The sequence below is a fragment of the Desulfobacterales bacterium genome, from assembly GCA_034520365.1.
In the GTDB taxonomy this organism is placed as follows: domain Bacteria; phylum Desulfobacterota; class Desulfobacteria; order Desulfobacterales; family Desulfosalsimonadaceae; genus M55B175.
This window is the reverse complement of record JAXHNP010000002.1, coordinates 1-24,610: the sequence shown is the minus strand read 5'-3', so window position 1 is coordinate 24,610 and position 24,610 is coordinate 1. Positions and strand designations below refer to the sequence as shown.

Annotated in this window: 23 protein-coding genes; 16 read left to right on the top strand and 7 right to left on the bottom strand. The window is 53.1% G+C overall.

Translation table 11 applies throughout. From position 1 onward, the window contains the following. Positions 1-50 precede the first annotated feature (50 nt). The 3 genes from uvrA to U5L07_00320 form a co-directional block, all read right to left on the bottom strand. Entirely contained in the window at positions 51-2,879 is a 2,829-nt protein-coding gene (uvrA, locus tag U5L07_00330; GenBank protein MDZ7830176.1) for an excinuclease ABC subunit UvrA, read from the bottom strand. A 60-nt stretch (positions 2,880-2,939) separates the two neighbouring features. Beyond that, positions 2,940-3,959 (bottom strand): 4-hydroxythreonine-4-phosphate dehydrogenase PdxA, encoded by a 1,020-nt coding sequence (gene pdxA, locus U5L07_00325; GenBank protein MDZ7830175.1) that lies wholly within the window; start codon positions 3,957-3,959, stop codon positions 2,940-2,942. A 292-nt stretch (positions 3,960-4,251) separates the two neighbouring features. Continuing rightward, a complete protein-coding gene (locus tag U5L07_00320) occupies positions 4,252-5,715 on the bottom strand; it encodes a radical SAM protein (protein MDZ7830174.1) in 1,464 nt (487 codons plus the stop codon). Positions 5,716-6,028: 313 nt separating this feature from the next. Here U5L07_00320 and U5L07_00315 point away from each other — a divergent pair, with 313 nt between their 5' ends. The 3 genes from U5L07_00315 to U5L07_00305 are packed head-to-tail and all read left to right on the top strand — an operon-like array spanning position 6,029 to position 6,785. Then, a complete protein-coding gene (locus tag U5L07_00315; protein ID MDZ7830173.1) occupies positions 6,029-6,289 on the top strand; it encodes a type II toxin-antitoxin system RelB/DinJ family antitoxin in 261 nt (86 codons plus the stop codon). Continuing rightward, positions 6,289-6,555, top strand: a complete 267-nt coding sequence (locus tag U5L07_00310; GenBank protein MDZ7830172.1) for a type II toxin-antitoxin system YafQ family toxin — start codon at positions 6,289-6,291, stop codon at positions 6,553-6,555. Before U5L07_00315 ends, U5L07_00310 begins: the two co-directional genes overlap by 1 nt. 26 nt (positions 6,556-6,581) lie before the next feature. Further along, positions 6,582-6,785, top strand: a complete 204-nt coding sequence (locus U5L07_00305; GenBank protein ID MDZ7830171.1) for a hypothetical protein — start codon at positions 6,582-6,584, stop codon at positions 6,783-6,785. A 195-nt stretch (positions 6,786-6,980) separates the two neighbouring features. Here U5L07_00305 and U5L07_00300 read toward each other — a convergent pair whose 3' ends face one another. From U5L07_00300 to U5L07_00285, 4 genes are all read right to left on the bottom strand, one after another. Next, positions 6,981-7,727, bottom strand: coding sequence for a hypothetical protein (locus U5L07_00300; GenBank protein MDZ7830170.1), 747 nt, complete (start codon positions 7,725-7,727; stop codon positions 6,981-6,983). Next, positions 7,724-8,452 (bottom strand): FG-GAP-like repeat-containing protein, encoded by a 729-nt coding sequence (locus U5L07_00295; GenBank protein ID MDZ7830169.1) that lies wholly within the window; start codon positions 8,450-8,452, stop codon positions 7,724-7,726. Before U5L07_00295 ends, U5L07_00300 begins: the two co-directional genes overlap by 4 nt. 130 nt (positions 8,453-8,582) lie before the next feature. Continuing rightward, entirely contained in the window at positions 8,583-8,927 is a 345-nt protein-coding gene (locus tag U5L07_00290; GenBank protein MDZ7830168.1) for a hypothetical protein, read from the bottom strand. A gap of 227 nt (positions 8,928-9,154) precedes the next feature. Beyond that, positions 9,155-9,328: a hypothetical protein gene (locus tag U5L07_00285; protein MDZ7830167.1), complete on the bottom strand. Its 174-nt coding sequence runs from the start codon at positions 9,326-9,328 to the stop codon at positions 9,155-9,157. A 425-nt stretch (positions 9,329-9,753) separates the two neighbouring features. On the opposite strand from U5L07_00285, the gene U5L07_00280 reads away from it, so the two are divergent. From U5L07_00280 to U5L07_00220, 13 genes are all read left to right on the top strand, one after another. Next, a complete protein-coding gene (locus U5L07_00280; GenBank protein ID MDZ7830166.1) occupies positions 9,754-11,373 on the top strand; it encodes an FAD-dependent oxidoreductase in 1,620 nt (539 codons plus the stop codon). Next, positions 11,315-11,584: a hypothetical protein gene (locus U5L07_00275; protein MDZ7830165.1), complete on the top strand. Its 270-nt coding sequence runs from the start codon at positions 11,315-11,317 to the stop codon at positions 11,582-11,584. Before U5L07_00280 ends, U5L07_00275 begins: the two co-directional genes overlap by 59 nt. Next, on the top strand, positions 11,575-13,005 hold the full coding sequence (locus tag U5L07_00270) for a 4-hydroxyphenylacetate 3-hydroxylase N-terminal domain-containing protein (GenBank protein ID MDZ7830164.1): 1,431 nt from the start codon (positions 11,575-11,577) through the stop codon (positions 13,003-13,005). Before U5L07_00275 ends, U5L07_00270 begins: the two co-directional genes overlap by 10 nt. Positions 13,006-13,033: 28 nt before the next feature. Then, on the top strand, positions 13,034-13,798 hold the full coding sequence (locus U5L07_00265) for an SDR family oxidoreductase (protein MDZ7830163.1): 765 nt from the start codon (positions 13,034-13,036) through the stop codon (positions 13,796-13,798). A 113-nt stretch (positions 13,799-13,911) separates the two neighbouring features. Next, positions 13,912-15,057, top strand: a complete 1,146-nt coding sequence (locus U5L07_00260) for an acyl-CoA dehydrogenase family protein (protein ID MDZ7830162.1) — start codon at positions 13,912-13,914, stop codon at positions 15,055-15,057. A 65-nt stretch (positions 15,058-15,122) separates the two neighbouring features. Beyond that, complete coding sequence (locus tag U5L07_00255; GenBank protein MDZ7830161.1) at positions 15,123-16,541, top strand: OB-fold domain-containing protein; 1,419 nt, start codon at positions 15,123-15,125, stop codon at positions 16,539-16,541. Positions 16,542-16,563: 22 nt separating this feature from the next. Continuing rightward, entirely contained in the window at positions 16,564-17,766 is a 1,203-nt protein-coding gene (locus U5L07_00250; GenBank protein ID MDZ7830160.1) for an acetyl-CoA acetyltransferase, read from the top strand. A gap of 127 nt (positions 17,767-17,893) precedes the next feature. Then, positions 17,894-19,531, top strand: a complete 1,638-nt coding sequence (locus U5L07_00245; protein ID MDZ7830159.1) for a class I adenylate-forming enzyme family protein — start codon at positions 17,894-17,896, stop codon at positions 19,529-19,531. Between the two features lie 13 nt (positions 19,532-19,544). After that, the gene (locus U5L07_00240) at positions 19,545-20,699 is read left to right on the top strand and encodes an acyl-CoA dehydrogenase family protein (protein ID MDZ7830158.1); all 1,155 of its coding nucleotides are present in this window, start codon (positions 19,545-19,547) and stop codon (positions 20,697-20,699) included. Positions 20,700-20,770: 71 nt separating this feature from the next. Next, positions 20,771-21,187: a Zn-ribbon domain-containing OB-fold protein gene (locus tag U5L07_00235; GenBank protein MDZ7830157.1), complete on the top strand. Its 417-nt coding sequence runs from the start codon at positions 20,771-20,773 to the stop codon at positions 21,185-21,187. 86 nt (positions 21,188-21,273) lie between these two features. Then, the gene (locus U5L07_00230; protein MDZ7830156.1) at positions 21,274-21,723 is read left to right on the top strand and encodes a MaoC/PaaZ C-terminal domain-containing protein; all 450 of its coding nucleotides are present in this window, start codon (positions 21,274-21,276) and stop codon (positions 21,721-21,723) included. Positions 21,724-21,909: 186 nt separating this feature from the next. After that, the gene (locus tag U5L07_00225) at positions 21,910-23,484 is read left to right on the top strand and encodes an AMP-binding protein (protein MDZ7830155.1); all 1,575 of its coding nucleotides are present in this window, start codon (positions 21,910-21,912) and stop codon (positions 23,482-23,484) included. Continuing rightward, complete coding sequence (locus U5L07_00220; protein ID MDZ7830154.1) at positions 23,484-24,404, top strand: nitronate monooxygenase; 921 nt, start codon at positions 23,484-23,486, stop codon at positions 24,402-24,404. Before U5L07_00225 ends, U5L07_00220 begins: the two co-directional genes overlap by 1 nt. Positions 24,405-24,610: the final 206 nt, after the last annotated feature.

Below are 24,610 nucleotides of genomic sequence, written 5' to 3'. Positions count from 1 at the left end.
AAGTAATCAAAGCGGCCGCTGACGGGGCACCCCGGCAGCGGCCTTTTTATTTACAGAACCTTCTTCAAAAAGCGGCCGGTATAGGAGGCATCCACTTCAGCAACCGCCTCCGGCGTGCCGCAGGCAATGACCTCGCCGCCCGCCTCGCCGCCTTCAGGCCCCAGATCGATAATATAGTCCGCATATTTTATGACATCCAGGTTGTGCTCAATAACCATCACCGTATTGCCGGAGGCCACCAGCCGGTTTAATACGGCAAGGAGCTGTTTGATATCATCCATATGAAGGCCCGTGGTCGGCTCATCCAGGATATATAATGTTTTTCCGGTCTCCCGTTTGGCAAGCTCCCGGGCCAGTTTGACCCGCTGGGCCTCGCCGCCGGAGAGCGTGGTGGCCGGCTGGCCGAGATGGATATAGCCCAGCCCCACGTCCACCAGCGTCTGCAGTTTATCCCGGATGTTTCCGATGTTGCCGAAAAATTCCAGCGCCTGGTTGACCGTCATCTCAAGGACTTCCGCGATATTTTCGCCCTTGTACCGGATTTCCAGCGTCTCCCGGTTGTAGCGCCGGCCCTGGCAGACGTCACAGGTCACATACACATCCGGGAGAAAATGCATCTCAATCTTGATGATGCCGTCGCCGGCACAGGCCTCGCAGCGGCCGCCCTTGACATTAAAGCTGAATCGCCCCGGCTTGTAGCCCCGCATACGGGCATCCGGGGTTCTTGCAAACAGCTCCCGGATAAAGGTAAAAAGGCCGGTATAGGTCCCGGGATTGGACCGCGGGGTGCGGCCGATGGGGGACTGATCAATGTTGATCACCTTATCAATATGCTCCAGGCCCTCAATCGCCGTATGATTTCCCGCCGGTACCCCGGCGTGATAGAACCGCTGAGCCAGTATCCGGTAAAGGGTCTCAATTATGAGGGTTGATTTGCCGGAGCCAGAGACCCCGGTAATACAGACAAAACATCCCAGGGGAAAAGCCACATCAATATGCTTCAGGTTATTTTCAGCCGCACCGCGCAGAAAAAGCTGCGGCCCATCCGCCGGCCGCCTGGACGACGGCACCTGAATCTGCTTTTTGCCCGCCAGATATTGGCCGGTGAGCGACCGTTCGGAGTCCGGCAGCGCATCCGGCAGACCGGAAAAAACCACCTCCCCGCCTTTCCGGCCGGCGCCGGGCCCCATATCCACGACATAATCCGCAGCCCGAATGGTTTCCTCGTCATGCTCCACCACAAGCACCGTATTGCCCAGATCCCGCATCTGTTTGAGGGTGGCCAGCAGCCGGTGGTTATCCCGCTGATGCAGGCCGATACTCGGTTCATCCAGCACGTACATGACCCCGGACAGCTTGGCCCCGATCTGGGTGGCCAGCCGAATCCGCTGGGACTCGCCGCCGGAGAGCGTGGTGGCATTGCGATCCAGGGTCAGATAGGAAAGCCCGACATTCATGAGAAAACTCAGGCGATCATTGATTTCCCTTAAGATCCGCTCGGCAATCACGCCGCGCTTGCCGCTTAAATTCAGTTGATTAAAAAACGTATAGGCTTTATCCACCGAAAACGCGGCGATTTCTGAAATCGAAAGATCCTTCACTTTTACAGACCGGCTGATCGGGTTCAGCCGGGCCCCGCGGCATTCGGGGCAGGGCCGGAAGTTCATGTACTGCTTGATGTCCTCTCTGGCCTGACTGGAGTCGGTTTCCAGATACCGGCGCTCAAGGTTGGGGATCACCCCTTCAAAGGGCCGGGTAAAATTAATCCGCCGGTTTTTGCGAAACATATAAAACGGAATTTCCGTATCCCCAGACCCATAGAGCAGGACATTTTTGAAATCCTCCGGCAAGGCCTTGTAGGGGGTATAGATATCCACATTGTAAAATGCGGTCAGGGCATCCAGAAACTCCGCGAACTGCACCGAACTCCGGTTGGCCCAGGGCCGAACCGCTCCCTCCCGCAGGGAGAGTTCCGGGTCCGGGACCACAAGATTGGGATCAAGTTCCGTGGTCGCCCCCAGCCCCCCGCATTTTGGGCATGCGCCCTGGGGGGAGTTAAATGAGAAACTGGCGGGTGTCAGCTCAGGATAGCTGATGCCGCAGTGAATACAGGCGGCTTTTTCGCTGTAGCGCTGGGAATCGATGATACGGCCGGCCCTGTCCACCACATCAACCGCCACAATTCCCTCTGAAAGTGAAACCGCCAGTTCCACGGAATCCGCCAGCCGGTTTTTCATCTTCTCCTTTACCACCAGCCGATCCACCACCACGTCAATGGTATGCTTTTTGGTTTTGGCAAGCTTTGACACCGAATCGATTTCTTTGATCTCCCCATTCACCTTAACCCGGGCAAAGCCGTCCTTTTTGAGCCTGGCAAAAAGCCGTTCATGGCTGCCTTTCTGTTCAGCCACCAAAGGCGCCAGAATCATGATCCGGCTGTCTTCGGGCAGCTGCATTACCTGGTCAATGATCTGATCCAGCGTCTGAAAGGTAATGGGCCGGCCGCACTGATAGCAGTGGGGGATGCCTGCCCGGGCAAACAAAAGCCTCAGATAATCGTAAATTTCAGTGACTGTCCCCACCGTGGAGCGGGGGTTATGGCTGGCGGTTTTCTGTTCTATGGCAATCGCCGGGGACAAGCCGTCAATCAGGTCCACATCCGGCTTTTCCATACGTTCCAGAAACTGGCGGGCATAGGTGGATAAGGACTCGACATACCGGCGCTGGCCTTCGGCATACAGGGTGTCAAACGCCAGGGTCGATTTGCCGGAGCCCGAGAGTCCGGTGATTACCACAAAGCGGTTGCGCGGCAGTTCCAGATCAATATTTTTAAGATTGTGCTGGCGGGCGCCCTTTATAACGATGCGGTCCGAGCCCATTGATCCGTTCCGGGGGTTATCAGGCATGGAGAAATATTATCTTGTCAAACAAATTGATGTTTACCCTGAAGCGCGTTTGGCGGCCTGACCGTGGATGGCCTGCTCGGCCGCCATTCGGATGGCGGCTTTCATACTGCCGGGATCGGCCGTGCCTTTGCCGGCAATATCATAGGCGGTCCCATGGTCCACCGAGGTCCGAATAATGGGAAGCCCCAGGGTCGTGTTTACACCGTCTGAAAAATGAATCATTTTAAACGGAATGAGTCCCTGATCATGATACATGCACACCACCGCATCATAGGGGCCGTCAACCGCATGATAAAACAAAGTATCCGGCGGAAACGGCCCTTCTGCGCGTATCCCCAGGTCAACTGCGCGGGATATGGCCGGGGTGATGCAGCCGGACTCCTCATCGCCGAACATATCGCCCTCCCCGGCATGCGGATTCAAGCCGGCGACCGCAATCCGTGGATTTTCAATGCCGAACCTGTCTTTCAGGGAAGTATCGGTGATTCGGATGGTCTCAAACACCCTTTCGAGGCTCAAATCCCGGGGAACCCGCCGAAGCGGAATATGGATGGTCACCAGAACGACCCGCAGGCGGGTGCCGGCCATCATCATGGCGTACTTGGCAGTGCCGGTGCGGTGGGCCAGCAGTTCGGTATGGCCGTGAAACCGGCTTTTGGCCATTTTCATGGCGGTTTTATTTATCGGGCCGGTGGCCAGAGCTGAAATTTTGCCGGATAAGGCCTGGTCAATGCCGGTGGTAATGTAGTCGATCATGGCCTGGCCGGTGGCCGGGGTGGGCCGGCCCCATGTTATGTCATCCGCGCGCAGAGCGGAAAAATTTAATACATTGATGCGCCCCGGCTCATAAATACCGGCATTCGGAGACTCAACAGCCACAATGTCTGAGCCTGATTTCAGAATATCTTTCGCCGCGCTTAGAACCCCCGTATCCCCGATAACCAACGGCCGGCAGCACCCATATATTTCTGAATCCGTGAGCGCCTGGCAGATAAGCTCCGGACCGATACCCACCGGATCGCCCATGGTAATACCGATAATCGGGGCAGCCATATGGTCCGCCATGAAAAAACACCTCGCTTAAAAAGAAACAAAAAAATAATTTTATATTTTTATCAGACAATTAACGATTATGCAACAAATCAAAGGAAAGAAAAAAGGTTGTGGTTCCGGGAGGATCAATTGAAGGTCAAAATCGCATCGGATTTTGAATATTGCAGGTTTCAGGTGTCAGGTGTCAGAAAAGGGGGTTTTAACAAAGCCTTTCTTTCCCCTAAACCCTGGGGACACTGACCCCTTTGCCCTGAACACCGAAACCTGGGCACTGAAACCTGAAACCTCGCAACTATCCGGCCTGCCGCTTGGTTGCCTGGTGATCTGTGGTTTTCAGATACCGGGACTCCCAGATCGGCCGGGTAATACTGTAAAGCCGCTTTCCGCAATCAGACAGGCCTTTGATATAATCCTCGTCATTCATCGCCACCTCTGCCTCGTGATCAATGGGCCGGGGCTTGGCTTCTTCCAGAATTTTTTGAAACGTTTCATGGTGATCCCGCGTTGGACAGGGGCACAACCAGTTATCCAGATCGGGATGCTTGCGCTCATATGCATAGTTGTCCTGGAACTCCCGGATCTTTCTGAATAAGGGCGTATCTAAAACACTGTTAATATCGCCGCCCTTATCATAGATGTCATAGATATTGCCCGCCGCATAGGGGATGAAAACACAGGGCGTAATGTCGCCGTTCCAGATGATATGGAAATAGCCGTTCGGCCGGCCCGCACTGATGCAGCCGCTGGAAGCGGTGGCGCTGTTCCAGAAATCCGCGTAAAAGACTTTTTTGCGGTTTATCAAGTCCCAGGTTCGCTTCCACATTTCCGCCCGCTCTTCCGGCGGTACCATGAGATCCAGATCGGTTGAGCGGCCAATGGGCATATACTGAAACAGCCAGCCGTAAAATGCCCCCTGCTCGTAGAAATAAAAATCCACGAATTCATCCCGGGTGATCAGATCCCAGTTGTGTTTTGTCCCGGTCACGGAAATCCCGAACGGAACGCCGTACTTCCGGAGCAGCTCGAAGGTATTCATGACTTTTTTAAAGACGCCCTTACCCCGGCGCTCATCCGTTTCTTTTTCATAGCCCTCAACGGAAATAGCCAGGGTGACATTGCCGCGCTCCTCCAGCCGGGCGGCGGTTTCATCATCAATGAGGGTGCCGTTGGTATATACCAGGAAAAACTCATCCAGATGGCGTTCCACCAGATCCAGGAGATTTTTGCCCTGGCTCTTGTAGATAAACGGCTCACCCCCGGAAATGGCCGTGAAATGGGACCCCCAGAGGTTTCGCTTCTCAGTCAGTATGCGATCCAGGGTATCAAAATCCAGATAATCCTTTTTGGTGGCGTCACTGCCCGCATAACAGCCTTTGCAGCGCAGGTTGCAGTTATTCGTGGGGCTGATCAGCAGAAGATACGGATGCCGCTCATCCGTAGATAAGCTCGTATCCATCACTTCGGCCGAGAAAATCGAGTTGACGATAAACGATTCAACCACCCGGCCAAAGACCTTATTGGAAATCCACCCGTTTTGCTCGGCCCGTTCCAGGGAATGGGCCAGCCCTAAAAGAATCCGCATCTTGTCCCGCCATGCCTCCGGCGGAAAATCATCCGGCGGCTCAGCATACATGGCGTCGTTTAAAATGCGTTTTAAATATCGAATGACATACTGGCGAACAAAGGATCGATTGGCAAGAAATCGGGGAACAGTTTTGAGCACCGGAGTCGCGATCGAGGGTTTTGAAAATAACATAATATCCTCCTTTCGGCAAACACCGTCAAAACTCAATAAACGCTAAAAAAAATCATCAGCCCGATTTTAGAATTTATTGTGTTTCTAACCTATTAAATTAATCAGCATTCGGGGGGTATGCAACCGGTTAAAAAAGGCCTTATTGCCCTGATTTTGAATATCATTTTGTAGATATAATTAAAATTCAATCGCTTATCTTGGCCCGACCCCATATTCCGACCCCATATTTTTTCTTGCCTTTCTTGCGCTGCGGTGTTGACAATGCACCCCAATTGCGCTACATTTTATTAAAAAAACATAAAGGTGAAAACTGATGAGCAAGACAGAAACCGTGCGCGCAAGAATAGAGCCGGAAATAAAGGAACAGGCGGAAAAGGTATTTCGCAGGCTAGGGCTGACCACAACCCAGGCGATCACCATGTTCTATAAACAGGTGGAGTTAAGAAACGGCCTGCCCTTCGACGTTGCCATCCCCAATGCAACCACGATTGCTACCTTTGAAAATACCGATGCCGGCCGTGACCTGGTCGTTTGCAAGGACACCGATGATATGTTGAAGAAACTGGGGATGTAATGCTAACGCCGGTCTATACCCGCCAGTTTGAAAAAGACATCAAACGAATGAAAAAGCGCGGTAAAAATCTTGAAAAAATCAAAATCATCATCCAAACGCTTGTCGCGGAAAAGAATCCCGATTCGATTCATCAGGATCACAAACTCATTGGAAACTGGCGAGACCGGCGCGAGTGCCATATCGAATCCGACTGGCTCCTGATTTATAAAAAAGAAAAAGAACAAATCATTTTTGAACGGACCGGCACACATTCGGATCTTTTTTAGCAAGGGAGGAGAACCGAAATTCGCCAATGCCCCCTGCCGTGGATGCTTCCGAATCAAGAAAGACGAGCAAAGGCCGAAAAAATGGCTGCGGCCTCCTGGGTCGGGGCCACGGTCTGTGCAAGCCGGTCCGGGCTTTGACCCTCCTTCACAAGTTCCTGGGCCTGTTTTTGGATGCAGGCGCGCATGATATCAGCGGAAAATTCCGGATGATTGAGAATGCCAGGGAATAAATATCAGGAAATTACAAAGGCCCGGAAAACCCTGGAACTTCCGGAAAAAGCCAATCTGGAAACAATCAAAACCAACTACCGGCGGCTTCTGTCCAAATGGCATCCGGACAAATGCAGCGAAGATCCGGAAACCTGCAAAGAAATGACGCACAAGATTATTTCCGCTTATGAAACCCTTATGGACTACTGCAACAACTACCAGTACTCTTTTTCCGAAGAAACGGTCAAGCGGCACCGTGCATGGAACTCTCGTTTTGCCGGTAGATATGGAATTTTTTCCACATCGATCAATTCTCCATAAGAATGACTGTCACTTGATGCACCATCGTTTTTGAGATCCATTTGCTTTAAATACACATACAAATTCACCTCTTCGTAATCCTGGTCTTCTGCATTTAATGTAAAATCTGCATAACCCGGGCTGCCGGCCTTCATATTTTCCGTCTTAAACGAAATCTCTGAGAGGGCGATATCATTGACGCCCGGAATTATCGGTGTTTTTAGCAAATCAGATGGCTGTTTTACAAATAAGGACGTACCGAAATATCCCGTATTGTTTCCATATGTATCTTCGTTATCATGACCCTTCAATTCCTCAATGGTATCTTCCGGATCCGCTTCTACCCATATTCGGCAAAACCTTCCACCCAGATTGCCGGTATAAAACTCAACCTGGGCATACATCCAATTGTTTAAATCGTCATCATTACCAAAAGCCGGAATGGCCGACAGTTCAGTCGTTTCGATTAATTGTTTTTCTGTGCTCCAGTCTCTGCCATTGCCGCTTGTTTGATATTGAAAGGAAACTTCAATATCCTCATTGGCACCGGCTTCAACAAAACTATAATTATAAATCCTCGCCTCGAGGCAAATCGTGTCCCCTTCGGCGACCACCGGCCGGATTCTTTCCCCATTGCTGTTAAGAAAGAACAATCCTTTCATTTTTTGCTTACGTAATTGCTGCGATTATACTCACTGTCAAAATCATAAACATTGAGCCAGACATGCCAATAGCTGTCTTGGTATCTGTTCGCCAAAGTAATAACTTCCGCCCATCCGTCAAAATCAACATCACTCACCTCAATGCGCGTATCGGCTCTGTCGTGATGCGTCTTGTAATCGTCTGTGTAACTGGCCTCATTATAATAATCTTTGCCAAACCACAGCGTGTAATTGGGTCGGGTTCGCGGAGATGGCATATCATCTGTGATTTCATAAATGATCAGGTCCATGTAGCTTGTTTTTGCAGCAACTTCAGCCTGACCGTCACCATCAAAATCCGCCATGGCAATATCCGCGCTGGTGTATGTTCCATCCAGGGTGATGTGTGAAGGAATTTTTACATAACTGGCAAAGCCGTATCTGCCGTTTTCATCCGTATCCAACAATGTGATGGCGGCAAAGGTCTTGCTGTTTATATCAACAATACCAATAACGCCGATTTCATCCGTACCATCGCCATCCACGTCTCCCGCTGAAACCCCAATCTCTTTTGTATTCGCGAGATCCATATCAATTGGCAGCCCCCAATCATCGTCATAATCAACAAGCGCATTGGCATTCTCATCATAGCGATAGACGTATAGATAGGGCTGATCGCTCCGAATGGCGACTGTAAACAGAAGCTCTTCATCTGCGTTCCCGTGAACATAGCGGCCGGTTGTCATGTCAAGTTGGCGCCAAAGCGGCTGATTCCTGTCGTCATGTTGAAAGGCTTGCTCGTGCGGATCGGGCGTGGGGACGGCTGTTTTTTCGATGCGGGGTTCAAGCAGTGATGTGTCTTCTGAAATGTTTACATCATAGGCGCTGATAACAAGCGAGCCCCCCCTCATTGATATGGACTGTGAAGAACTGATCCCGCTCGGAGTTAAGCAATCGGCCCGTAGTTGCAGATTTTAAAACCGGTTCCGTATTCCGAAACGCCAACCTCGGCGACATATTTTGATAAATGCCGGCGGCTGCGTATTCACTACCCAATCCACCAAATAAAGCCACCTCATCATCAGGCAGAATACTGAATACGCCGGACTGGTTAACGCCAAACGGGTCTTGTTCCGGTGTAAATAACTCCTCGTTCGCCCATAGAGATGGTGAAAGAAAAAAAACAAAAATGGCACTGATTGTGAAAACCCATTGTTTCATAGGTACTCCTTTGGAAAGATTTAATAAGCCGAATGTCGATAATTCTTTGTAGGCATAGGGGTAGGGGTCGGACCAAGTAAACATAATGAAATCTTGATTGTTAATAGAAAAATCCTATGATAGACAATAACGCTTGGCATTAAAAAAATTCATAATTTCAAGCACATGCCCTTCGGCATTCTTCCCGATGTCGCATTATATGAGGAATAGGAACTTGAGGAAGGAAATCAAGGTAGAACGGCCAGTTGCCCAACCGTCCCCTCCTTCCTTTCCACCAGAATTTCGGAAACCAACGGAATATCATAGAACGTCAGCACCCGTTTAGCTTCATATTCGGACAAGGACCGGCGCCCCTGTCTGACGGCATCGTCAATCAACTGCCGGGCCGCTTCTTTATCCATCCGAGCTACCTCCAGCCCCCCATCAAGGTTTTCCCTCCAGAGCCGGGCACACTTCCTGCCTCGGAAGGTGCCGGGTGCAAGCCCACTGAAATTCTTTACCGCAATGCCGCGCCCCCGACAACCAAAGACCCTCGTTATTGTCAGTCTTGATGAGTCCCGAAAATGCTCAGGAACGAAAAAACGAACCCCGGCTGCAGGGCTTCCTTCCCGCCAAACATCAGGCGATAGTAGACGTTTTTAACGCGCCTGCCCATAAAAACAACATGTTGAAGCGGCCGCACAACATATTGCGCATCAGCTCGAAAGACAATTCCCCAAAAAAATCAACTATCTGATTTTAAGTTATTTTTACACATGGCACACAGCTTGCAAACAAGTATCCAGACTTTCCATTGGATAATTTCAAATATAAAAAAGGAGGCCACATGGCAAACACCAAGTACGATGTTATTGTTATCGGTTCCGGAGTTGGCGGTATGGGGGCAGCAGCGCTTTTGGCCAAGGAGCACAATCAGAAAGTTCTGGTTCTGGAAAAAGCACCCTTTATCGGCGGGCGCACGCTTTCTTTCGTCGGCAAGGGGGATAAAGTGACGGTGGACGGACAGGAGCTGGATGCCCAGGGCTTGCGATCCGCCCTGGAAATGAACAGCACCTGGGTTTATACCGCCCCGGGGACGCCAACCCTTGAAGAAATTTTTGAAAAAGGCCTCTTTGACGGCTACACCAATGACTGCGGGCACGGCTTATTCTGGGGGAACAAATCCCGAATCCGCTGCCTCCTGGATTTCCTGTCCGTCCCTGTCGATATGCCGGTCAATACAGGGTTCGCCTATGTGGATTACATGAAACGCAAAGCCTATCAGGTGGAAAAAAAACAAAAATATCCCTGGATGTCTGACGAAGGCTTTAAAGCCACCATGCAGCAGCTGCGGGACATGGCAACAACGGATCTGGGCGCGCTGCCGAAATTGATGGACTATCCCCTGCAAAAATGGCTTGAGGACCGCAACATGCACCAGGAAGCCTATGACTGGATCAAAAACCTGATCGGCTCCCAGACCGCCAACAACGTTCCCTCCATTACACCCGCCGGTGATTTTCTGGGATATCAGGCCATTGCCGGCGACATCAAAATGAATCTGGTGGACGGCTCCGTGGCCACCATCTCCCAGCCCGGCATCACCGCTATCCCGCTGGCTTTTGAAGAATGCCTGAATGCGAAAGGCGGGGAGGTCTGGCGCAATACGCCGGTGGTCCAGACAATTATTGAAAACGAAATTGTCCGGGGCGTGGTTGTGCGAAAAGGCGACGGGTTTGAGACCATCAAGGCGGACAAAGTGATCTGCAATGTACCGCCCATGGCCATACACAGCGTCATTCACCCGCGCCACTTTGATCAGAAATGGATCAACAGCGTGCACAAACGTTTCTGGAACCCGGGTCTGCTCTCGGCTATGATCGGCTTGAAGCGGGATATATGGGCGGAAAAGGGCATCGATGAGCGAAGCTTCACTTTCATGCCGGCCTGCATCAGCGAATACGAAGGATTTGAAGGCGGTGCAATGGATGTCGTCATGTGGAACATGGCCTCCTGCGCAAAAGACAGCATTTCCCGGCCAAGCCTGAGCGATACCCCGGGCCGGGCCCCGGAAGGCAAAAGAGACTTCTGCTTCTCCCTGCCGCAGTTGGGCCACGAAATGCGCAACCCCGCCAACGTGAAAAGACTGACCGAGTTCTGCGAAAACTTCTTTAAAAAATTCTGGCCTTCCTGGCAGGAGGATGTCGAGTTCTGGATGTGGACGCCTTGCGACCGGGCTTACGGAGACTGGCGCCCGGTTGGAAAAGATCGGCCGCCCTTGAAATCCCCGTGGGTGGAAAACCTCTACTTTGTCGGCGACCAGTATGGCGAACGCATGTGGGGCGGCGGTGTTGACGGTGCCGGCCTCTGCGCCGTCATGACGGTTGATGAAATGATGGGCACTTATCATGAAGAGGAAATTTTCCCCCATTATCACCGTGGCCTGCCCCGGAAAAGAACCTGGTAGCGGGTTTTCCGGACTGATCCAAACGGCCCTGTCCAAACGAATGCAGGAAACCTTCGGCAATGGCAGGGCCGACGATAACAAGTTTAACTGGTGCCGGAACGAAAATCCGGAAATTTCAAACGACCCCGAGATCAGGAAAGATACGGACCCAGGAAACGGGTTCCGTTTCGGCGCCGAACCCAGAGACGAGGAGCAAACAGCATGGGATTAATTTCAGCGGAGCAATACAGGGAAAGTTTAAATGATGGACGGGTGGTTTACTATAAAGGTGAGAAAATCAAAAACGTGGCCACCCATCCGGACCTGAAAGTCTGCGTCGACCTCATGGCGCTTGATTATGAATTGGCTGAAGATCCGCAATACAAAGATCTTGCCATAGTCGAGGACCCGGTTCTCAAGGAGCCGGTGAGCCGATATTACTACAAACCGCAGAATGCCGACGATCTATTGAAAGCGCATGAACTGATCGTCAAGGCGACCGAACTGGGGGACGGCTATATCCCCCTGGCTCATGATATCGGAGCTGATGCCTTGAATGCCATCAGCATTGCCGCCCACATGAGCGGCAACCAGGACTATATCGACCGGATCAACAACTATCGGGACAAGCTTAAAAAGGAAGACACCGCGACATGCGCGGCGGTGACCGATGTCAAGGGCAATCGCATGCTCAGGCCATCGGATCCCGGGCAGAAACATCCGGATTATAACGTGCGCGTCGTGGAGAAAAACGATGACGGCATCGTGGTGAGGGGCGCCAAAATCCACATTACCGGCGCCGCCTACTGCAACGAAATTTTTGTGATCCCCTGTCATGCCATGACAGAGGCGGACAAGGATTATGCCCTGGCTTTTGCCATCCCGGTCAACGCCAAAGGGATCCGCCAGGTCTGCCGCCCGTTCAAATCGCATCACAGCTCACTGGAGTTCCCGAATACGCGTCCGGTAAGGGTGCATACCGATTCCCTGATCATCTTTGATGATGTTTTCGTGCCCTGGGAAAGGGTCTTTCTGTGCGGGGAATGGAAACTGACCGGCCCGATGGTTTACAGCTTCGCCCTGCTTCACCGAAGAACCGGGTGCTCCTACCGGATACCCCTCTCGGAGCAGCTGGTGGGGGCCGCTGCCGCCATTGCCGAGTACAATGGCGTTACCAAGGCGCCCCATGTCAGAGAAAAGCTCACCGACCTGGTAATTTACCTGGAAACCTTAAAGTCTCTTGCCAAAACAGCCTGTTATGACTTTGAAATGCGGGGCGACATTGCCGTGCCCAATACCATTTCAACCAACATGGCCAAATACCATTTCGCACACAACTACCATGAAGTGGTCAAGGCGATCCAGGACCTGGCCGGCGGCCTGCTGGTTACCGCACCGACCTATCAGGATTACACGCATCCGGACCTGCACGACGATATCGAGAAATACCTGAGCGCCAACAAGGATGTCTCCACGGAAAACCGCCTGCGGATGTTCGACCTGATCCGCCGGATCACCACCGCGGAGCTGGAAGTGATCTGTCTGCATGGCGAGGGCTCCCCCATGGCTGAGCGAATGACCATTTTCATGGAGGGCCAGAAGGTGCTTAAGGACTGCCGGAAAATTGTCGAAGAAATGGCTCAGGTAAAATAATTCGGACCACATTAACAGGGAGTTTGACATGGATTGTTCATTTTTATCGCAAAAAGGAAAAGTTGTTCTGGTCACCGGCGGCAGCAGGGGCATCGGCAAGGCCGCTGCGCTGACTTTCGCTGATGCGGGGGCGGATATCGTCATATGCAGCCGCAAGGCCGAGACGCTGGCCGAAGTCGCCAAGGAAATTGAGGCCAAGGGGGCCAAGTGCCTCTATGTACCGGCGCACCTGAAAAAGCTGGAAGACCTGGAAAACCTGGTGGAAACCGTAATTTCCGAGTGCGGGCGTATTGACGTACTGATCAACAACGCGGCGACAAACCCCGGCATGGGAGATATTGTCGATACCGAAGATGACATGTTTGATCACATTGTGGACACCAACCTCAAGGGTTATTTCCGGCTCAGCAAGCGGGTGGGAAAACTGATGCAAAAACAGCAGTCCGGACATATCGTCAACATCTCCTCGGCCGGCGGCGTCAGCCCGGCTGAAGGACTGGGACCCTATTGTGTCAGCAAGGCCGGCATCAACATGCTGACCAAACAGATGGCCATGGAACTTGGACCCTACAACGTGCGGGTCAATGCCATAGCGCCCCGCATCGTCAAGACGGGATTCAGCAAGGCCCTGTGGAGCAATGACAAATTGATGGAGGCCGAGTACAAGAATACGCCGCTCAAGTGCGTGGCCACCCCGGAAGAGATCGCCCAGTCAGCGCTATACCTTACTTCCTCTGCAGCCAACTATATGACCGGCCATGTATTGGTTTTAAACGGCGGAGCCTTTTTTTAAGAACAGAAAAAACATCACAGCCCGGCAGGCGCCAGCCCGCAAAAACAACGCCGCAGCGGGAAAAACGCCTTTTACCGGACCACTTAAAGTCGGAAAAAAATAAGGAGGGGAGCGTGGAGCATCTCCTGAGCAAACGCCAAATCGAACTCAAAGAAAAAACCGCTGCTTTTGTCCAAAAGGAAATCCCCCCCCAGGTAGCCGCGGAAGTTGACCAACAGGATCTTTTTCCGCATGAGCTGATGCGGAAACTGGGCGAGGAAGGGTTCTGGAAAATCAATATCCCGGAAAAATACGGCGGGACTGACGGAAGCGTTATCGACCTGATGGTTTTTTTTGAGGAGATCTCAAAAGCTCTGCCGGTGCTGGCCTGGACGGCGGGCGATGTTCTCCTCTACGGAAACAATATTTTAAAAGTCAATGGAAACCGGGAACAGCAGGATACCTATTTGCCCCGGCTGGCCAACGGGGAGATGAAATTCTGCTTCGCCCTGACAGAACCGGATGCCGGCTCCGATGCCGCAAATATCCAGACATCCGCTGAAAAAATCGATGGCCGGTATTGCATCAACGGCAGCAAGGTTTTTATTTCCGGCGCCAGCGTCTCTGATATCGCGGTAACCAACACCCGCACCGATGCTGACCGGTATGGCGGAATCACATCCTTTTTGGTGGATACCAAAACTCCGGGCTACCAGGCAACCCCGATTAAAAAAATCGGCTACAAGGGTTCGGATACCTGTGAAGTGTTTTACAAGAACGTCAAGGTTGATCCCGGCAATATCCTGGGGGGCGAAGAATGCCTGAACAGGGGATGGGAACAGGTAATGCGCCTGCTGAACAATGAACGTCTGGTTCTGTCTGCCTGCGCCATAGGCATTTCAGAGACTATCCTAAAAGAGGTGATCCAGACGGTCCGGTGGCGGAGCCGGAACTCCCGTACCCCTGGGAAATATCAGGATGTGGAGCATGAAACCGTTGAGATGGCAACCCGGCTGGAAGCCGCCAGAAGCCTGGCATACCGTGCCGGATGGCTCGAATCCCAGGGCATCGACTGTGTGAAGGAAACATCCATGACCAAATACTACTGTGCCGAGGCAGGCAAAAAAATTGCCTGGACCGGCATGCGGATCCTTGGGGAAAAGGGGCAGGCCCCGGACAATGTAACCCAGCGATTATTCAGAGATATTCCCGTGCTGGCCATAGGCGGCGGCACGAGCCAGATTCAAAAAAACATCATCACCAAGCTACTGGGGCTTTAACGGGAGGCAACCCGGGTCCCTGCGCATACACGCAGGCAAGGTATCGTAAAAAAAGGGGGGATACAATGATTGGTATCACCGGCTATGGCGTCTATATTCCGTTTTACAAACTAGACAGAGCAGCAATCGGTTCTTTCTGGGGGGGGGGCAGGCCGCCCGGAGAGAAAGCAGTGGCCAATTTTGACGAGGATTCGGTTACCATGGCGGTGGAAGCCTGCCGGAACTGTCTGGCAGACATGCCCCCAAAAAAAACGGGCGCGCTTTACCTGTCCTCCACTTCCCTGCCGTATGCCGAAAAGCAGAATGCCGTTTTTGTGGCCACAGCCCTGGATTTGGAAAAACAAACCTTTACCAGCGACATCACCGGTTCCCTCAGGGCCGGAACAAACGGGCTGTTACAGGCCATGGCGCAATGCCATGGCAAAGACGATCCGGCGCTGGTGGTGGCATCCGACACCCGGCTGGCCAAGCCCTTCGGGAACAAGGAAATGAGTTTGGGCGACGGGGCGGCCGCCCTGGCTGTCGGCAGCCAGGATGTGATTGCCGCCATAGAGCAGACCCATAGCAGCTACGAGGACATTTATGACACCTACCGCGTCTCCGGCAGCCCCTACCTGCAGGATTGGGACGAACGATTTGCCCGGGATTCGGGATACATCCGAACCATGACCACCGGCATCAGGGAAGCCCTGGAAAAATGGCATATGCAGCCGGCCGAGTTTCAAAAACTCGTTATTTCGGCCGCCAACCCCGGCTACCTGAAAAAACCCCTGAAGACATTAGGCTTTGATTTCAAGCAGCAACAGGCGCAGGATCCGCTTTTCGGCGCCGTCGGATTTACAGGCGCCGCCCATCCCTTTCTGCTCCTCTGCGCCGCCCTGGAAAATGCCGCACCGGGTGAGCGGATTCTTTTCGCCGCGTACGGAGACGGCTGTGATGTCTTTTCATTAAAAACCACCGATGCGATTGCGGGTTTCCAAAAGAGCCAGAAAATGCAAACGCTGCTCCAGGACCGGCAGGCAGTAACTTATCAAAAATACCTGCGCTGGAAAAACCTGGTCGAAATGGAGCCTGCCAAGCGGCCAAAACAGGAAGCCGCATCAAGCGTGGCGCTCTACCGGGACCAGAAGTGCGGCATGGCCTTTAACGGGTCCAAATGCCGAAACTGCGGCACGATTCAATATCCGGTGCAGCGAATCTGCATGAACTGCAGGACCAAAGATGATTTTGAGTATTATTCCTTCGCCGATCAGAAAGGCCAAATTACCACTTTCTCCCATGACTTCCTGGCTGTTACGCCCGACCCGCCGGCAACCCTGGCTGCCGTGGATTTTGAAGCCGGTGGCAGGGTGATGCTCGATATTACGGACAGGGAGCCGGATGCGGTTCATATCGGGATGCCAGTGGTGCCGACATTCAGAAAATTCCGGCTCACCGAGGGCATCCAGGTCTACTGGTGGAAAGCCAAACCCTTAAAAAAATAAAGACCATCTACAGAAGGGGGACATGATGGGCAGCATCAAGGATAAAGTCGCCATTATAGGCATGGGCTGTACAAAATTTGGTGAGAACTGGGACATGAGCTTTGATGATATGGTTATTGAAGCGGTCTATGAAGCTTTTGCCGATTCGGGCATGGCAGAGAAAGATATGGAGGCCGTATGGATCGGCTCTTACTGGTCCAATCTGCCCGCCCCCAGTCAGCCCCTGGCCACCACGCTGAAACTCGATTACAAGCCGATTACCCGGGTGGAAAACATGTGCGCCACCGCCTCGGATGCGCTGCGCAACGCTGTATACGCCGTTGCCTCAGGGGCTTATGACGTAGCCCTGGCAATCGGTGCCGAAAAACTCAAGGACTCCGGGGTAAGCGGGCTGCCCACCGATGACCTGGCCATGGGCCTCGTGTCAACCGCACCCAATACGTTCAGGAGCCGAAATTTTACGGCTCCCGGGCATTTTGCCATGATGGCGGTCAAATACTTCGAAAAATACGGTCTTTCTCCTGAAGAGGGACGCAAGATGCTGGCCCGGATTATGGTAAAAAACCATAAAAACGGCCTGTTGGCCCCGAACGCCCATTTCAAAATGGAAATCACAGAGGAGCAGGTCCTCAAAGCTCCCATGGTGGCATGGCCCCTGGGGCTTCTGGACTGCTGCGGGGTCAGCGACGGAGCAGCCGCGGCCATTGTGGTGCCCGCCGAGAAAGCCAAAGAATACCGGAAAGATCCTGTTTATTTAAAAGCCATGCAGATCGCCGTGGGGCCGTCTGAGGGGTACATGAATCCGGAGCACGACTGGACCATGGTCAAAGAGACCTATCGCGCCGGCCAGGCGGCTTATACCGAGGCCGGCATAACAAAGCCCCGCGAGGAAATCAGCCTCGCAGAAGTCCACGACTGCTTTTCCATAACCGAGGCGGTAATTTATGAGGATCTGCAATTTTCCCCCCGCGGACAGGCAAAAAAAGACATCGAGAGCGGCACCTTTGAACTCGACGGGAAACTGCCGGTGAATACGGACGGCGGCCTCAAGTGTTTCGGCCATCCCATCGGGGCCTCCGGTCTCCGGATGATGTATGAAGTATACAAACAGCTTCAGGGAAAAGCCGATAAACGGCAGGTAGAGGCCCCCAAACTGGGTTTGACCCACAACCTGGGCGGAACCCCGGGGGGATGCACCATCAGTGTCAATATAGCCGGGATCTGAATCATCCATTAATCATACGCCCTTAAAAACAAAGATAAAAAGATAGAAAGATAAAATGATGACGCCTATAAGCCAAAGCCAAATTGACACGTACACAAAGAACGGGTGGTGGGGTAAAGAAAGCATCATGGACATTCTGCTTCAAAACGCTGCCAATACACCGGAGCACACCGCCCTGGTCGATCCCTACAATAAAGAGCAGATAATCGGACTGGGAGCGCAGCCAAGGCAATTGACCCACAGGGAGCTGGCGCAGAATGTGGACAGCCTGGCCCTGAACCTCAAGGATCTGGGTATCGGCCATGATGATGTCATCCTCATCCAGCTGCCCAATGTTGTCGAGTCCCTTCTGACCCTTTTTGCCGCAGGCCGGATCGGCGCCATAGCCAGCCCGCTGCCCATGCAGGCCCGTGCCCATGAACTCAATCACGCACTGGAAATGACCAATGCCAGGGCAATAGTTACGCTTGCATCTTTCCACGATTATGATCACATGGACATGATGCGCCGGGTCCGGGAAAAAAATCCCAGCCTGGAGCACATCATTATCGTCGGGCTCGAGGCGCCGGAAGAGGCTTTGCACTTTGAGCGCCTGATTGAGCGGAGAGCCGACGCCGCATCCCGGCAGGATGAACTGAAGGATGGGCAAAGCGGGCCCAACGAGGTTTTTACTCTGTGCTGGACCTCAGGGACCGAGGCGGAACCCAAAGGCGTGCCCCGAACCCATAACCAATGGATTTCCATAGCCCGCGTCGTGGTCGAAGGAACGCAGCTGTTCAACGGCGCTGCAATCCATGGGACATTTCCGGTTATCAATATGGCGGGGATCGGGGGATTGCTCATCCCCTGGGTTCTGACCGGCGGCAAATTCGTTCTCCATCATCCTTTTGACATGGAGAGCTTCTTCCCGCAACTGATTAAAGAAGAGATCTACTATACGCTCATGCCCCCGGCCCTTTTGGACACGCTGGCCAAGTCCCAGCGGGTAAACGCCTTAAAACAGTCCAAGGTAGAGGTGGTGGCCTCCGGCTCTGCCCCGCTGGCACCCTGGATGGTCAAATTCTTCCAGGAGGAATGCAGCATCGGAATCGTTAATTTCTTTGCCTCAAATGAAGGCGTCGCGCTTTTCAGTATCCCCAAACTCTTCCCCAAGCCCGAGGACCGGGCGACCTACTTCCCCCGTTTCGGCGGCGAAGGCGTCCACTTTGACCTTCCGCACCAGGTCATTGGCGGGATGAAAAGCCGGCTGACAAAGCCTGGAACCGGAGAGGTAATAACTGAAACCGGAGAGATCGGTGAATTGGGCTTTTCCGGACCGACCATGTTTTCAGGATATTGGAAACGGCCGGAACTCACCGCAAAATCTTTTGATGCGGACGGGTTTTACCGAACCGGCGATCTCTTCTCCATTGAAGGCGATCGCAAAGAAAAACTGCTGTTTCAAGGAAGACTGAAAGATCTCATTATCCGGGGCGGCTACAACATCAGTCCCGAAGAGGTGGAAATATTTATTTCCAAACACCCGGCGGTCAGAGAAGTAGCGGTTGCCGGGTTTCCGGATGAGCGCCTGGGGCAGCGGGTAGGCGTGGCAATAGTTCCCTTCGAAGGACAGGAAATAACCATGGAAACATTGAAGCAATACCTGGAAGAAAACGGCCTGGCAAAATACAAATGGCCGGAAAAGCTTAAAATTGTCGAAAATCTGCCCCGCAATCCATTGCAGAAAGTCCTGAAACGAGAAGTTAAAAAACTGTTTACCGATTAAGGGAGATATAGCTATGGATTTCGGCTTTTCCTCCGAAGACGCCATGATAAAAAAAGCGATTCATGAGTGGGTGAATAAGGAATGCGCAAAAGATACCGTCCGGGACATGGACGACACGGCGCAGTATCCCAAAAAACTTTTACGCAACCTGAGCCGCCTGGGCTTTAACGGGTTAACAGCGGCGGAAACATACGGCGGGGAAGGCGAAAACCTGACAGCCGCCTGCCTGATTGTGACGGAAATCGCTTCCCGGTACCCGGTGCTGGCCAGGTGTTACGCCGCAAACGCCCTCCTGGGCGGGATGCTGCTCTCAAACCTCGGCGATGAAGAACAAAAGAAAAAATTCCTGCCGGGGCTCTGCAGCGGCAAACAGCTGGCTTGCATCGGTCTGCGCTTCGACGGGGCGGATAAAGGAGAAGAAGGCATCCGCGCGCAGTGGGATTCGGAACCGGACACGCTCGTTGTGAACGGTGCCATCGATCATGTGGAAAATGCGGATCAGGCGGATATCATTTTCCTGCCGGTTGAAATGAAGGACGCCCCGGATTCGGAACCAGGGGCGGTTGTTTACATGATTCTGGACGCAAAAATGGTTCAATGCCGGCCCGGCGCGGAACGAATGGGATACAAGGGCCTGAAGGCCTGCACTGTTGAGTGCCGGGACCTGAAGGTATCTGCAGACAGGCTGCTGGGCGGCAAAGCGGCTGGCAAGCCCGGGGACCGGTTGTCCACCGTATGGGATCTGTATCTGCTTTCAACGGCTTTTGAAGCCCTGGGCATCGCCAAAGGGGCTTATGATGCCACCCTGGAACATGCCCGCCAGCGGGTGCAGTTCAATCGTTCCATCGGAAAATTCCCCGCGATATCGCGCATGATAAATGAAATGCTAAAAGGAATCCAGGCTGCTGAGCTGCTTTCATTCAAGGCGGCCTGGAAAGCCGGAAAAAAGCAAAGTATCCGGCAGGAAAGCGCCATTGCCGCCTGGTCGGCACTGGAGGCGGCCCAGCAGGCGGTCCAGGACAGTATGCAGATTTTCGGGGGCTACGGCTACACCATGGAATATGATATCCAGCGCTACTTCAGGGACATCACCGTGCTGATGAATGCCGCCACCGCGTTTGAGTCGCTCAATCAAAGGATCGCTTTGAGTACCGGCCTGGCCGGTTAAGCAATTTATTGTCGTGCCCGAATGAAAATCAGGATCAAACCATCATCATTGCAGCAGTTAAGGAGAAAAATATGAACGCTTCAAAAAAACCCATGCCCGTGGTCAGCCCGTGGGCCCAGCCCTTTTGGGACGGGACGCGGGAAGAAAAACTCATGCTCCAGAAATGCTCGGATTGCGCCAAGTTTATTTTCTATCCCAGAATCGTCTGTCCCCATTGTTTCAGCGATAACCTGGAATGGGCCCAGTCCAGCGGGAAAGGCACTGTTTACTCGTATACGGTGGTTGAAAACAACGCGCCCTCGTTCTTCCAGGACGAGATGCCTTTTGTTGTGGCCCTTATCCGCCTGCAGGAGGGCGTCCAGATGATGAGCAACATCGTTTCCTGCGAGCCCTCTGAGGTCTATTGCGACATGCCGGTGGAGGTGACATTTGACAAGGTAAGCGAGGAATTCACGCTTCCCAAATTTCGGCCGGCAACAGGGAGCTGATGTTGACGGCAGCCAATCGGGCCCGGGGGGCACTCCCGGCAAATACGGAAAAAGCAGGCAATATAGTACCTGCGGGGAGATGGAATATGCAACCAAGCAAATACGGCGACGACTTTAAAATCGGCGATGTTTACACAACCGGGGCCATTACGGTGACCGAGACCCATGTGGTCAATTGGGCCGGCCTTACCATGGATTTTTATCCCCTGCACATGGACAAGGAGTATGCGGCTAAAACCCAGTTCGGGGAAAGGCTGGTCCATGGCCCGCTTATCTTTGCTTTGGCCGTGGGCCTGGTGGGTTCAGCGAATTTTGCCGGCGACTCGGCCATTGCCTGGCTGGGAGTGGACAACATGAAGATGCTGGCACCGGTAAAAATCCATGACACCATTCGGGTGGAGGTTGAGGTTGTGGAGCAGAAGCCAACCAAAAACCCGGGGCGCGGCGTTCAAACCTGGAGATATACCGTAAAGAATCAAAGAGATGAAGCGGTAATGGCTTTTGACTACATCATGATGTTTCACATGCGTGCTTAGTGCCTGAACGAAAACCGTCTTTTTCGCCAATATCTGTGTCAGGCTCAAATTTTAATCCTCAGAATACTTCGCGTATGCCTGCGGTTAAAATTTTCGCCTTCCTTGATCTTGACAAAAAATCCTGGTTTTCGTTCGGGCACTACTTAACGGCCCTGCCCGCAAAACAGGAGTGTTGAAGGAGCAAGTATGATTTCCCAGACCATACCCGACTTATATGATCGATGCGTCCACCATTTCGGGGAACACGTGGCGCTAACCTATCATGACCAGTCCTATACCTACCGACAGATGGGTGAGAACGCCCTTTGCCTGGCCCAGGGCCTCCAGCAGGAACTAGGTATCCGGAAGGGCGACAAGGTGGCCTTTCTGATGCCCAATCGCCCGGAGTATGTCTTCTGCGAATACGCGGTTGCCAAAACCGGCGCCATCAGGGTTCCCCTGGCAGTGCTTCTTGGCAACTTTGACCATATCTACATGATGAATCATGCCGAGTGCACGACGCTGATCTATCATGAAAAAATGACCTCCCGGGTTGCGGAAATGATTCCCGCCCTGGAAACCGTCACGCAGTTCGTCTGCATCTGCGACGACACTTCCTCGCTTCCGGAGGGCCACCACCACCTGCAAAGCCTGATGCAAAATCACGCCCCCAACCCGCAGCCCGTGGATCTGGACCCGGAGGACCTGGTCGGCATTTACTTTACCGGAGGCACCACAGGCAAACCTAAAGGAGTTATGCTTTCCCACCGGGCCTGGGTCTACACCGTACTCATGGAGATGCTGGAGTTCGGTTTCGGATGGGAGGAGGTCTTCGCCTATCTGACCCCGCTGACGCACGCGGGTGGCTGTCTGCTTCTGCCCGTGCTGCTGCGCAAGGGCCGGGCGGTTATTTTTGACCATTTCGAACCTTCGCTATTTCTTGAAAAAGTGGAAGCGGAAGGAATCACCTCCACTTTCATGGTCCCCACCATGATCTATGGTCTCCTGGATTTCCCGGATCTGCCGAACTACGGGCTCGACTCCCTGCAAAACATCATTTACGGTGCCGCCCCCATTGCGCCCGAACGCTTAAAACAGGCGGTAAACCGGTTCGGCCCGATCCTCACCCAGCTTTTCGGGCAAACCGAGGCCCCCATGTGCTTCAGCGTCATGTCCCGGAGCGACCACGTGATCTCGGACCCGGAGCGGGAGCGGGAGGTTTTCAGCTCAGCGGGTCGACCGACCTTCCACGCGAAAATCCGCCTTCTCGATGATCAGGGCAACCCCGCGCCCCCTGGCGAACCCGGCGAAATCGTGGTCAAATGTGCCAATGTCATGCACGGATACCTGAAAAACCCGGAAGCCACACAGCAGACCCTTAAAGATGGCTGGCTCTATACAGGCGACATTGCCAGGCAGGATCATGAAGGCTTTCTCTACATCGTTGACAGAAAGAAAGACATGGTGGTCAGCGGCGGTTTCAACATCTTCCCGCGGGAAATAGAGGATGTCCTGTTTGACCACCCGGCTGTTAAACATGCGGCCGTCATCGGTGTGCCGGACAACAAATGGGGAGAGGCGGTCAAGGCCATTGTGGTCCTGTATGAGGAAAAATCCGCCACCGAAAAAGAGCTTATCGCTTTTGTCAAGGAACGTAAGGGCAGCCTGGTAGCGCCGAAATCCATTGAATTCTGGGATCATATCCCGCTTACCAATCTGGGCAAGCTGGATAAAAAGGCCATGCGGGATCAATACTGGAAGGAGCAGGAAAGAAAAGTCTAATGACAAATCCGCCGCCCGTTAAAACCGCATTTACCGACATGCTCTTGATCGACTACCCATTAATCGGGGCCCCGATGTTTCTGGTGTCTTATGAAGAACTGGCTGCCGCCGTTTCCGCAGCCGGCGGCCTGGGCGCCCTCCCCCTGCCCAACTTTCGCACGCTTGCCGATCTTGAGGCCGCCCTGGGAAAAGTCCGGGAACTCACAGATAAACCCATTGGTGTGAACATCCACCTTTCCGGAAAATTCGAGTGGAAAAAACAACTCAAAATCTGCCTGGAGACAGGGGTTCGGTTTTTTATCACTTCACTGGGCGATCCCTCGCCGATCCTGGAAGAGGTCCATGCCAGCGGGGGAAAGGTTTTCGCGGATGTGGTCACCGTGGAGCAGGGGCTCAGGGCAAGGGACAGGGGCCTGGACGGCCTTATTGCCGTGGGCGCGGGCGCCGGCGGCCATGGCGGGCGAACCCCGACCATGGTTTTGGTCCCTTATCTCAAACAAAAAACCGGCCTGCCCGTAATCGCGGCGGGAGGTATCAGCACGGGCGCCCAGATGGCCGCCGCCCTCTGTCTGGGGGCGTGTGCCGTAATTACCGGCACGCGCCTGGTGGCCACCCTGGAATCCCGTGCCCAAGAGGCCTACAAGCAGGCCGTGATCCAGGCAGGACCGGAAGACATCGTCTGCACGGACAAAATAACCGGCAACCCGGCCAACTGGCTTGCCCGGAGCATCCAATCTTTCGAGGAGCAGCCGGAGCTTGGATCCAAAAAATGGCGGGATCTGTGGAGCGCGGGGCAGAGTGTGGCCCAGGCGGAGGCTATTGAGCCGGCCGGTCAGATTATCCTGGAAATGGTTACCGACTTCTACAAAACCTGCCGGGAAATGTCACTTTATGCGGCGCAATGGCCGCAATCTTTCTAACCCCCCCTTTCATTCATTCCCTTATTGACATTTTTCAGCACCATGGATAAAATAATGATGCTGAAAAATGTGCAATTTTACTGACCCCCCGTTAAACCACTATAAAATTAAGTTGAACCCATGCCTGATATTAACAAACAGCCTGATATTAAAAAACATGCCCTTGAGAGCGACTGGAGGACCCAAACAGAAAGGGAAGAATCCGT